The following is a 10,465-nucleotide window of genomic DNA, read 5'->3' on the forward strand; positions in this document are numbered from 1 at the left end:
GCCCCAGACCCCGTTCGCGCCTTAAGGGCGCTCGTCCTCAAACTCCCCCAAGGCCTTAAGGGCCAGGGGGACCCCCATGACGGGCTAAAGATGCCGCTGCTGGCCACGATCAACCCTGCTAGGGGCGCGGGGCTGTGACATGTGCGGCTCCGCCGCGATGGGGGTCCCCCCTGTTCATGGGGGTCCCCCCTGTTCGAGCGAAGCCGAGAACTTGGGGGAGCGACCAGCCACCCACGGAGTTCAGGGGCGCGGGGAACTGCGCGACCAGCCTCGACGGTCCGCAGGCAAACCACCACCCACCCCCGGCCGGAGCCGAACCCCCACTCACCCCCGGCGGGTTTCGGGGAGGGGTGGGGTGGGGGACAGTTTCGCTGTGGTGGACAACGTACGCATGGGCACCGCCCCCGGCCGCTGGGTGCTGCTCACCACCGTCCTCGGATCGGGCATGGCCCTCCTCGACTCGACCGTCGTCAACGTCGCCCTGCCCCACATCGGCACCGACCTCGACACGGACATGGCCGTACTCCAGTGGACCGTCAACGCCTACATGCTCACCCTGGCCGGCCTCATCCTGCTCGGCGGCGCCCTGGGCGACCGGTACGGCCGCCGGAAGGTGTTCGTGATCGGGGTGGTCTGGTTCGCCGCGGGATCGCTGCTGTGCGGGCTCGCCCCGAACGCCGGGGTGCTCATCGCCGCCCGCGCCCTCCAGGGCATCGGCGGCGCCCTGCTCACCCCCGGCTCCCTCGCGATCATTCAGGCGGGCTTCCACCCCGACGACCGGGCCCGCGCGGTCGGCGTGTGGTCGGGACTCGGCGGGGTCGGGGCGGCCGTGGGCCCGTTCCTCGGGGGCTGGCTGGTGGACGGCCCCGGCTGGCGCTGGGTGTTCCTGATCAACGTGCCGCTGGCCGCGCTCTGCGTACCGGTGGCCCTGCGCCACGTACCGGAGTCGCGGGACCCGCGCACCCACACCGCCCGCTTCGACGTGATGGGCGCGGCCCTCGGCGCGCTGACCCTGGCCCTCGTGACGTACGCGTTGATCGAGGCGCCCGGGCAGGGTTCGTCGCGGCTGGTCGTCGGGGCGGCGGTCGCCGGGCTCGGGCTCGGCGCGGCCTTCGTACGGCGCGAGCGGCATCTGGCCGACCCCATGCTGCCGCCGGACATCTTCCGCTCGCGGGTGTTCACCACGGTCAACGCGGTCACGGTGTGCGTGTACGCCGCCTTCGGCGGATTCTTCTTCCTCGCCGCCCTCCAGCTCCAGGTCGTCGTCGGGTACTCGGCGCTCGGCGCGGGCGCCGCCCTGCTGCCGACGACGGTGCTGATGCTGCTGCTTTCGGCGCGTTCGGGCGAGCTGGGGCAGCGGATCGGGCCGCGCATCCCGCTCACGGTCGGGCCGCTGCTGTGCGCGGCCGGGATGCTGCTGATGCTGCGGGCCGGCGAGCACGCGGCGTACGTACGTGACGTCCTGCCCGCGCTGCTCGTGCTCGGCCTCGGCATGGTCACCCTGGTGGCGCCGCTCACCGCGACGGTGCTCGGGTCGGTCGACGTGGGGCGGGCGGGGCTGGCCAGCGGCATCAACAACGCGGCCGCGCGTGCCGCGGGACTGATCGCGGTGGCCGCGTTGCCGCTGGCCGCGGGGATGGGGCCGGAGGCGTACCGGTCGGCGGCGGAGTTCGGGGCGACGTTCCGGCGGGCCATGCCGATGTGCGCGGGGGCGCTGGCGCTGGCCTCCCTGATCGCCTTCCTGGCCGTGCGGCGGCCGGCGGACGGGGTTGTGCCGGAGTGCCGCGTGCAGTGCGGCGTGTCCGGCCCGGCCCTGGAACCCGACCACGACGAGCCCGCGCCCTGAACACCCTGGGGCGGAGCCCCAGCGCACCCCGCCCGGACCCGCGCCGCCCGCTCCCGCCCCCGGGGCCGGGCGGGGGAAAAAACCAGCCGCCCCGGCAGACTCCCGCGGTGGCAGACTTGGCGCATGTCCATTCACGAGAACCTGCTCGGCGGCCCCGCCCCGACGCTCCTGCCCGACGACCCCGAGCCGCGCGAGCTGCTCGCCGGGGGCACCGCGCCCGCCGACGTCGCCGCCAAGTACCCCACCTCCTCGCTCGCCTGGGCGCAGCTCGCCGACGACGCGTTCGACGGTGGCCGCACCGTCGAGTCGTACGCCTACGCCCGTACCGGATACCACCGCGGCCTCGACTCGCTGCGCCGTGCCGGGTGGAAGGGGCACGGCCCCGTGCCGTGGGAGCACGAGCCCAACCGCGGGTTCCTGCGGGCCCTGCACGCCCTCGCGCGCGCCGCCCAGGCCATCGGCGAGGACGCCGAGTACGAGCGCTGCACCACCTTCCTGCGGGACTCCTCGCCGCTCGCCGCGGACACCCTGGGCTGATCCCCCCTGGGCCGGGGCCCGCCCCCGGCCCGGGTCCCGGAGACCCGCACCGGTGACAACGCCTGGCCGCCGTGCACCGCGGAAGGGACGTTCGTCACGGCGCCACCGCCGCCCTGACGAAGCGCACGGAAGCGTGCTTATGATGCCGGTGGGGACCGGGGCTCCGATGCCGACCAAGGAAGGGGCGGACCGCTACCCGGACACATCGAGGAGACAGCGATGTCATCAAAGATGTCCGAACCGGTCACGCCGCCCGAAGCGGGCGACGAGCCGGAGACCCCGAATCTGGACTTCGAGGGCACGACACCGTACGAGGACTACGTCCAGGCGGACGTCCTCACCCACCTTCAGCATCTGCGCTCGGACGACCCGGGCGAGATGGTCTTCCTGGTCACCACCCAGGTCATGGAGCTGTGGTTCACGGTCATCGTGCACGAGTGGGAGACCGCCTCGCGGGCGCTGCGCGCGGACCGGGTGCCGGTCGCGATCGACGCACTGAAGCGTTCGGTACGGGAGCTGGAGGCGCTGAACGCCTCGTGGACGCCGCTGGCGCAGCTGACCCCGGCCCAGTTCAACTCCTACCGGGCCGCGCTCGGCGAGGGTTCCGGGTTCCAGTCGGCGATGTACCGGCGGATGGAGTTCCTGCTCGGCGACAAGTCGGCGTCGATGCTGGTGCCGCACCGGGGCGCGCCCCGCGTTCACGCCGAGCTGGAGAAGGCGCTCGGTGAGCCGAGCCTGTACGACGAGGTTCTGGCGCTGCTCGCGCGGCGCGGGTACGCCGTTCCGTTCTCGGTCCTCCAGCGCGACCTGACCCGCAAGTACGAGCCGTCCGCCGAGGTCGAGGCGGTCTGGGCCGAGCTGTACGCGGGCGACCAGAACGGTGAACTGGTGCGCCTGGGCGAGGCGTTGACCGACGTCGGCGAACTCGTGTGGCGATGGCGCAACGACCATCTCGTGGCGACCCGGCGGGCCATGGGCTCGAAGTCCGGCACCGGCGGTTCGGCCGGGGTGGCCTGGCTGGAGAAGCGGGCCACCAAGAACGTGTTCCCTGAGCTGTGGACGGCGCGCAGCCATGTCTGAGGCACTGGAGACACTGGCCAAGAAGGCCGCGGCACTGGACGCCGCAGACGAACTCGCCCGGCACCGCGACCTGTTCGCCCTCGACGACGGCGTGGTCTACCTCGACGGGAACTCGCTGGGCGCGCTGCCCCGGCACGTTCCGGCCCGTATGCAGGACGTGATCGCCCGCGAGTGGGGCCAGCTGCGCATCCGCTCCTGGGAGGAGAGCGGCTGGTGGACCGCGCCTGAGCGGATCGGCGACCGTATCGCTCCGCTCGTCGGCGCCGGTCCCGGCACGGTCGTGGTCGGCGACTCGACGAGTGTGAACGTCTTCAAGGCGCTGGTGGCGGCGGTACGCCTGGCCGGCGACGACCGGGACGAGATCCTGGTCGACGCCTCGACGTTCCCCACGGACGGCTATGTCGCCCAGTCGGCGGCCCGTATGACGGGCCGTCACATACGGGCGCTGCCACCGGCGGAGATCGTCGCCGCGCTCGGTCCGCGCACGGCGGCGGTCCTGGTCAACCACGTCGACTACCGCACGGGCCGCCTGAACGATCTGCCCGGGATGACGGCGGCGATCCAGTCCGCCGGAGCCCTGGCCGTCTGGGACCTGTGCCACAGCGCGGGCGCGCTGCCGGTCGGCCTCGGCGAGCACGGCGTCGACTTCGCGGTGGGCTGCACCTACAAGTACCTGAACGGCGGCCCGGGTTCACCGGCGTACCTGTACGTACGCGGCGACCACCAGCCCCGCTTCGACACCCCGCTGCCCGGCTGGAACTCGCACGAGGACCCCTTCGGGATGCGGCCGGCGTACGTGCCGGGCGACGGCGCGGTACGGGGCCGGGTCGGCACCCCGGACATCCTGTCCATGCTCGCCCTGGAGTCGGCGCTCGACGTGTGGGACGGCGTCCCGATCGAGGCGGTCCGGGCCAAGTCCCTCGCGCTGACGGACTTCTTCCTGGAGTGCGTCGAGGCGTACGTTCCGGCGGGGCGGGTGTCGTCGGTGACCCCGGTCGCGCATGCGGAACGCGGCAGCCAGGTGTCCCTGAGCTGTGAGGGAGCGGGCGAGGTGATGCGCGCGCTCACCGCCCGGGGCGTGGTGGGCGACTTCCGCCGCCCCGACGTCCTGCGCTTCGGCTTCACACCGCTGTACGTGGGCTTCGCCGATGCGGAGCGCGCGGCGACGCAACTCGCGGCGCTGCTGGGCTGAGGGTCTTCCCCGGGCGGGGGCGCCCCCAGCGCACCCCCCGGGCCGCCCCGGGTCGTGACGGTGGGCGCCCTGGTAGCGTCCGGGGCGCCCGGGTGATCAACCGGCTTGGCCTGGCGAAAGGTTGGGGAATGACGGATCCCGCAGAGCGCGACGCGGCTGAAGAGGCCTCCGCCTTCTCCCACCCCGCAGTCGCCCCGGACGCCGCCGCGGCGTACGGCAGCCACCCCGACCAGGTGATCGACTTCTACGCCCCGCGGGACGGCCGGGCCGGTGCCCCCCTCGTCGTGCTGCTGCACGGCGGCGCCTGGCGGGCCCCGTACGACCGCGTACACCTCACTCCGTTCGCGGATTTCCTGGCCCGGCGCGGGTTCGCCGTGGCCAACGTCGAGTACCGGCGTGGGAGTCTGCTGCCGCAGCAGGGTGGTGCGGGGCCGGTGGCGGGGCGCTGGCCGGACACGTTCGACGACGTGGCGGCGGCGCTGGACGCCCTGCCCTCCCTCGTACGCGATGCCGTCCCGCAGGCCGATCCGCGCCGCATCGTGCTGGCCGGGCACTCCGCGGGTGGCCACCTCGCCCTGTGGGCGGCCGCCCGGCACGTACTGCCGGCCGGCTCCCCGTGGCGCACCCCCGGGCCCGCCGCGCTGCGCGGTGTCGTGGCCCTCGCCCCGATCGCCGACTTCGCCACCGCTGTGGAGCTGGACGTCTGCTCGGGGGCTGTGCTCCAACTCATGGGTGGAGAAGGGGAGTTGGGGGCACGTGGTCCGCATGCCGATCCCGCCGCGCTACTGCCCACCGGGATCGCCACGGCCGTCGTGCAGGGGCGCGAGGACATCGTTGTGCCGCAGGCGGTGGCGGAGGCGTACGTCGACGCGGCGGCGAAGGCGGGGGAGATGGTGGGGCTCACCCTGCTGGAGGGTGTCGGCCACTTCCCCCTCATCGACCCCGCGGCGGACGCCTGCGCCGTAGTGGCCGAGGAGATCGCCCAGCTGGCGTACTGAGTGCTCCGCCGGGTGCGGTTCATTACGTGCCGACCGTGCGTGGTTGCTCGCGCCCCCAAGGTCTCGGCTTGTTCCCCCAAGGCCTCGCCCCTTGCGGAGCTCAGGCAGTCGTCCTGCTGAACGCGCCACCCATGAAAGCCAGTTCAGCGAATCGCTCCCCCATGCGGCGATGGGTCTCCGCGTCCGGATGCAGCGCGTCCGGAAGGGGTAGTTCGCCGGCGTCCCCCTCCCCGTACAGGGAACGGCCATCCAGGTATTGGACGTTCGGGTCGTCCACCGCGCGCTCTGCCACTATCGCCGCCAGCTCCTTGCGGATGGTGCTGAGCGTCAAGCGGCTCGGGTCCGTCGGGTCGCCCGCCGCGCGGAACCGCAGTCGGCCGGAGGCCAGTTCGGTGAGGTCCGGGGCGCTGGGGCCCGGGGTGTTCTCGTGGATGGGGCACAGGATGGGCGAGATCACCAGCAGGGGCGTGGTGGGGTGGCCGTCCCGGATCGTGTCCAGGAAGCCGTGCACCGCCGGGATGAACGCCCGCAGCCGCATCAGATCGTGGTTGACCAGATTGATGCCGATCTTGACGCTGATCAGGTCCGCGGGCGTGTCCCGCATCGTCCGCGCGGTGAACGGGTCGAGCAGGGCGCTGCCGCCGAAGCCCAGGTTGATGAGTTCCACGCCGCCGAGCGAGGCGGCCAGGGCCGGCCAGATGGACGTCGGGCTCGCGGCGTCCGAGCCGTGGCTGATCGAACTGCCGTGGTGCAGCCACACCTTGCGGCCCGCGTCCGGCACCGGCTCGACGGGCGCGTTGGTGCGCAGGGCGACCAGTTCGGTCGTCTCGTGGTACGGCAGCCAGATCTCGACGTCTTTGACGGTGTCGGGAAGATCGGTGAAGCGGAGGGTGCCGACCGGACCGGGGTCGTTCGTGACGGACCCTGTCGCCATGTCGACGGTTACGGTGCGGCCCCCCGCCACACTGCCCTGACCTGCGAGGCGGCCGTCGATCAGCAGGTCGTACACGCCGTCTGGCCGGGCCGGGGCGCCGACGTACACGCGCTTGGTCGGCAGCGTGTCCAGCTCCACGGTGGTGGCCCGGGTGCGGAAGGCGAGGCGGACGCCGGAGGGCTGGGTCTCGGCCATGGCGAGCTGTGCGTCGGCGCCCTGGGCGCGGGCCCGGGCGGGCAGCCGGTGCGGCAGCACGCCGTGCTCGGTGTTCTCCAACTCGATTGCTCCGCGCAGGAGTTGGGCCGATATCCGGGTGGTGATGGGGGCCGTGATCGGGTTCTCGATCCCGTCGCCTACGGGCCCGGTCATGATGCCGGCCAGTTCCGCAGCAGGGCGTCGAGCGCGTCCAGGGTGCGCTCCCAGGTCTCCTGGGTGTCGGGGGCGCTGTGGCTGAACCCGCCGCCCATCTCCAGGCTGATGTAGCCGTGGAAGACGCTGCCGAGCAGCCGCACCGCATGCGTCTGGTCCGGCTCCGGCAGGTCGTAGCCGCGCAGGATCGCCCGCGTCATCTGCGAGTGCCTGCGGCCCGCGCTGGCGGCCGCCGCCTCCGCGTCGAGCCGCAGCTGGGTCGCGGCATAGCGGCCGGGGTGGGCGCGGGCGTAGTCGCGGTAGACGTTGCCGAGCGCGGCAAGGGCGTCCTTGCCGGACCGGCCGGCCACCGCGTCGGCGGCCAGGTCGGCGAGTTCCTCCAGGCCGAGCAGGGCGAGCCGGGTCTTGAGGTCCTGGGAGTTCTTCACGTGTGAGTACAGGCTCGCGACCTTGACGTCGAACCGTCTGGCCAGCGCCGAGACGGTCACCTGCTCGAAGCCGACCTCGTCGGCCAGCTCCGCGCCCGCCAGGACCAGGCGCTCGGTGGTCAGTCCTACCCGTGCCATGCCCTTCCTCCCTCTCGCTCTGCTGCTTCTCTCGCTCTGCCTGCCAGAAGCCTACCTTAAGCAGTTACTCATTTGCCTAAAGGCTTTAGGCAATCTACCGTGACGTATATGAAGCCGCTGACCGAGCAGGACATCCGTGCCGCCTTCGTGAACTGCACCAAGGGCGAGGCCAAGCGCCTGGCCGTCCCGCGCGACCTGGCCGAACGGCCCTGGGACGACCTGGACTACCTCGGCTGGCGCGACCCGCAGGCGCCCGACCGGGGCTACCTCGTCGTCGAGCTGGACGGCCGCCCGCAGGGCGTCGCCCTGCGCTGTTCCAGCGCCGCCGTCGGGCAGCAGCGGCGCAGCATGTGCTCCCTGTGCCTGACCACCCACTCCGGCGGCGTCGCGCTGATGGTCGCGCCGAAGGCGGGCAAGTCCGGCAAGCAGGGGAACTCGGTCGGCGCCTACATCTGCGGCGACCTCGACTGCTCGCTCTACGTACGCGGCAAGAAGGACGCGGGTGTAGGGGCGCGGCTGCACGAGACGCTCACCGTGGAGGAGAAGATCCGGCGGACGGTCGCGAACATCGCCTCGTTCGTCGCCAAGGTGACGGCTGACTGAGAGCCCGTGTCCCAACCCCGCCCGGGTCTCCGACGGGGCTTGGACACGGGCTCTGATCGCGGGGTCGCCGGCGCGGCAGCGCGGTCTCGGCCCACCCCCGGGTGCACCGCGTAGTCCCTGAGGCGGACCCCGCAGGATCCCCACCGGGCCGGACGCCCCGGTGCGGCCCGCCGCCTACCGTGGTGGTGTGAACGAGACGACCAGGCTCCGGCAGGGGAGCGGCAGTACAGCGGGTGGCGGCGCCGAGCGCACCCCGGAGTTCCGGCTGGCGATGGACGCGTACGGCGGGCTGCGCAGGGACCTGTTCCACGACGCCTTCGCCTACCGGCCGCTTCCGCGCATGCGGACCGACGGCCCGATCACGCGCCGGCTCCCGGGCCGCATACGCGAAGCCGCGGCCTGGACCCCGCACGCGGAGGTCGGCTTCCTCGCGTTCCTCACCATGATGTTCGGCTACACGCGCAGCCTGAGCGGAGTCGGCGGGGGCCTCGCCTGGTTGGTGAGCGGGCTGATCGTGGCGGTGCCGGTGGTGATGACGCTGGTACGTCCCATCGGCGCGTTCTGGATGTCCTGCGCGGCGACGCTCCTCACCGGGCTCGTGGGGGAGCACGGCAGCATGACCCCCTGGACGCCCGGCTCCGTCTTCATGCACCTCAGCGTCCTGACGGTGGTGGCCCTGCGCACCCGCCCCCGCGTCGCGGCCTGGATGTGGGCGGTCACCGCGGCGCTCAGCGTGGTGCTGGGCTCCGCGCGCGGCCACTCGGGCTCGTTCGGCAGTCTTCAGATGGTGTTCGTCTACGGCATAGTCCTGCTCCTCATCTCCGTCGTACACATACGCAAGGACGCCGAGCGGCAGGTCAGCGCGGAGAAGTCGGTCACCGCGGTGGAGCGCGACAAGCGGACGGTCCTGGAGGAGCGCACCAACATCGCGCGTGAGCTGCACGATGTAGTGGCGCACCACATGTCGGTGGTCGCCATCCAGGCCGAGGCCGCGCCGTACCGGGTCGAGAACCCGCCGCCCGAGCTGGCGCAGGCCTTCGCGACGATCCGCGAGAACGCGGTGGCGGCCCTCACCGAACTGCGCCGAGTGCTCGGCGTCGTACGCGCGGAGGACTACGAGGCGCCGGACGCCCCCCAGCCCACCCTCGCCGACCTGGAGGGCCTGCTCGCGAACGTCCGCGAGGCCGGCCTTCCGGTCGAGAAGGTCATCACCGGTGCGGTACGGGAACTCCCGCAGGGCGTCGAACTGTCGGCGTACCGGATCATCCAGGAGGCCCTCAGCAACACCCTGCGGCATGCGCCCGGCGCGGGGGCGCGGGTGGAGATCGGGTACGTTCTGGGCGGGCTCGGCCTGCGCATCGTGAACGGCCCCGCGACCTCGAAGGCCGGACCCTCGCAGGGTTCCGGGCACGGGCTCACGGGCATGGCGGAGCGGGTGGCGATGCTCGGCGGCGCGATGACCGCGGAGCGGACGGGGGAGGGCGGGTACGAGGTGACGGTCTTCATCCCGGTCGAGCCCGCGGAGCCCGCCGAGGCCGCAGGATCGGCCGAGGCGACGGAGAAGGAAGAACACGCATGACGATCAAGGTCCTGATCGTCGACGACCAGATGATGGTGCGCGAGGGTTTCTCCGTACTGCTCGGCGCGCAGCCGGACATCGAGGTCGTCGGCGAGGCGGTCGACGGACGCGAGGCGGTCGCCCAGGTGCGGACGCTGCGTCCCGATGTGGTCCTGATGGACATCCGGATGCCCGGCATGAACGGCATCGAGGCGACGCGGGAGATCGTGGCGGCGGACGACGCCTCGAAGGTGCTCGTCCTGACCACCTTCGACCTCGACGAGTACGTGTACCAGGCGCTGCGTGCGGGCGCGTCGGGCTTCCTCCTGAAGGATGCCTCGGCGCGTCAACTCGCGGATGGGGTACGGGTGGTGGCGTCCGGGGAGGCGCTGCTCGCCCCCTCGGTGACCCGGCGGCTGATCAACGAGTTCGCGCGGGTCGTGCCGGTGCAGCGGGCGGGTTCCTCCGCGCCTCCCGGCCAGGTGGAGGAGCTGACCGACCGCGAGACGGAGGTGCTCGTTCTGATCGCCCAGGGGCTGTCGAACCAGGAGATCGCGGATCGGCTGGTGGTGGCCGAGTCGACGATCAAGACGCATGTGAGCCGGGTGCTGGTGAAGCTGGGGCTTCGTGACCGGACGCAGGCGGCGGTGTACGCGTACGAGACCCGCCTGGTAACCCCGGGTTGATCCCCCACCCCGCCCCTTCCCGCTGTGACACTCTGCGGCTCCGCCGCGTGGCCTCCGGGGGTTGGTTGTCCGGCTCCGGCCCGGTGGTCGTTCCTG

At 72.5% G+C, this 10,465-nt stretch carries 10 protein-coding genes; 8 read left to right on the forward strand and 2 right to left on the reverse strand.

Annotated features, from left to right (window positions below; all coding sequences use genetic code 11):
• Positions 1 to 391 precede the first annotated feature (391 nt).
• The 5 genes from ACWC2B_RS37865 to ACWC2B_RS37885 all read left to right on the forward strand — a co-directional run bounded on the left by ACWC2B_RS37865 (position 392) and on the right by ACWC2B_RS37885 (position 5,653).
• Positions 392 to 1,846 carry a DHA2 family efflux MFS transporter permease subunit gene (locus ACWC2B_RS37865; RefSeq protein WP_450724887.1) on the forward strand — a complete coding sequence of 485 codons (1,455 nt, stop codon included), beginning with the start codon at positions 392 to 394 and terminating at the stop codon, positions 1,844 to 1,846.
• Positions 1,847 to 1,969: 123 nt separating this feature from the next.
• Positions 1,970 to 2,383, forward strand: coding sequence for a DUF3151 domain-containing protein (locus ACWC2B_RS37870; protein ID WP_450724871.1), 414 nt, complete (start codon positions 1,970 to 1,972; stop codon positions 2,381 to 2,383).
• A 231-nt stretch (positions 2,384 to 2,614) separates the two neighbouring features.
• Positions 2,615 to 3,463, forward strand: coding sequence for a tryptophan 2,3-dioxygenase family protein (locus tag ACWC2B_RS37875; protein ID WP_450724889.1), 849 nt, complete (start codon positions 2,615 to 2,617; stop codon positions 3,461 to 3,463).
• A complete protein-coding gene (kynU, locus tag ACWC2B_RS37880; RefSeq protein ID WP_450724873.1) occupies positions 3,456 to 4,655 on the forward strand; it encodes a kynureninase in 1,200 nt (399 codons plus the stop codon). Before ACWC2B_RS37875 ends, kynU begins: the two co-directional genes overlap by 8 nt.
• Positions 4,656 to 4,783: 128 nt before the next feature.
• Complete coding sequence (locus tag ACWC2B_RS37885) at positions 4,784 to 5,653, forward strand: alpha/beta hydrolase (protein WP_450724875.1); 870 nt, start codon at positions 4,784 to 4,786, stop codon at positions 5,651 to 5,653.
• A 100-nt stretch (positions 5,654 to 5,753) separates the two neighbouring features.
• Here ACWC2B_RS37885 and ACWC2B_RS37890 read toward each other — a convergent pair whose 3' ends face one another.
• Both ACWC2B_RS37890 and ACWC2B_RS37895 read right to left on the reverse strand, forming a co-directional pair.
• Entirely contained in the window at positions 5,754 to 6,956 is a 1,203-nt protein-coding gene (locus tag ACWC2B_RS37890) for a GDSL-type esterase/lipase family protein (protein WP_450724877.1), read from the reverse strand.
• Positions 6,953 to 7,522 carry a TetR/AcrR family transcriptional regulator gene (locus ACWC2B_RS37895; RefSeq protein WP_450724879.1) on the reverse strand — a complete coding sequence of 190 codons (570 nt, stop codon included), beginning with the start codon at positions 7,520 to 7,522 and terminating at the stop codon, positions 6,953 to 6,955. The genes ACWC2B_RS37890 and ACWC2B_RS37895 overlap by 4 nt, the downstream gene beginning before the upstream one ends.
• 108 nt (positions 7,523 to 7,630) lie before the next feature.
• On the opposite strand from ACWC2B_RS37895, the gene ACWC2B_RS37900 reads away from it, so the two are divergent.
• The 3 genes from ACWC2B_RS37900 to ACWC2B_RS37910 all read left to right on the forward strand — a co-directional run bounded on the left by ACWC2B_RS37900 (position 7,631) and on the right by ACWC2B_RS37910 (position 10,369).
• Positions 7,631 to 8,125, forward strand: a complete 495-nt coding sequence (locus tag ACWC2B_RS37900; protein ID WP_450724881.1) for an FBP domain-containing protein — start codon at positions 7,631 to 7,633, stop codon at positions 8,123 to 8,125.
• A 187-nt stretch (positions 8,126 to 8,312) separates the two neighbouring features.
• On the forward strand, positions 8,313 to 9,704 hold the full coding sequence (locus tag ACWC2B_RS37905; RefSeq protein WP_450724883.1) for a histidine kinase: 1,392 nt from the start codon (positions 8,313 to 8,315) through the stop codon (positions 9,702 to 9,704).
• Entirely contained in the window at positions 9,701 to 10,369 is a 669-nt protein-coding gene (locus ACWC2B_RS37910) for a response regulator (protein ID WP_450724885.1), read from the forward strand. The genes ACWC2B_RS37905 and ACWC2B_RS37910 overlap by 4 nt, the downstream gene beginning before the upstream one ends.
• Positions 10,370 to 10,465: the final 96 nt, after the last annotated feature.

The organism is Streptomyces sp. NPDC001415 (genome assembly GCF_053597395.1).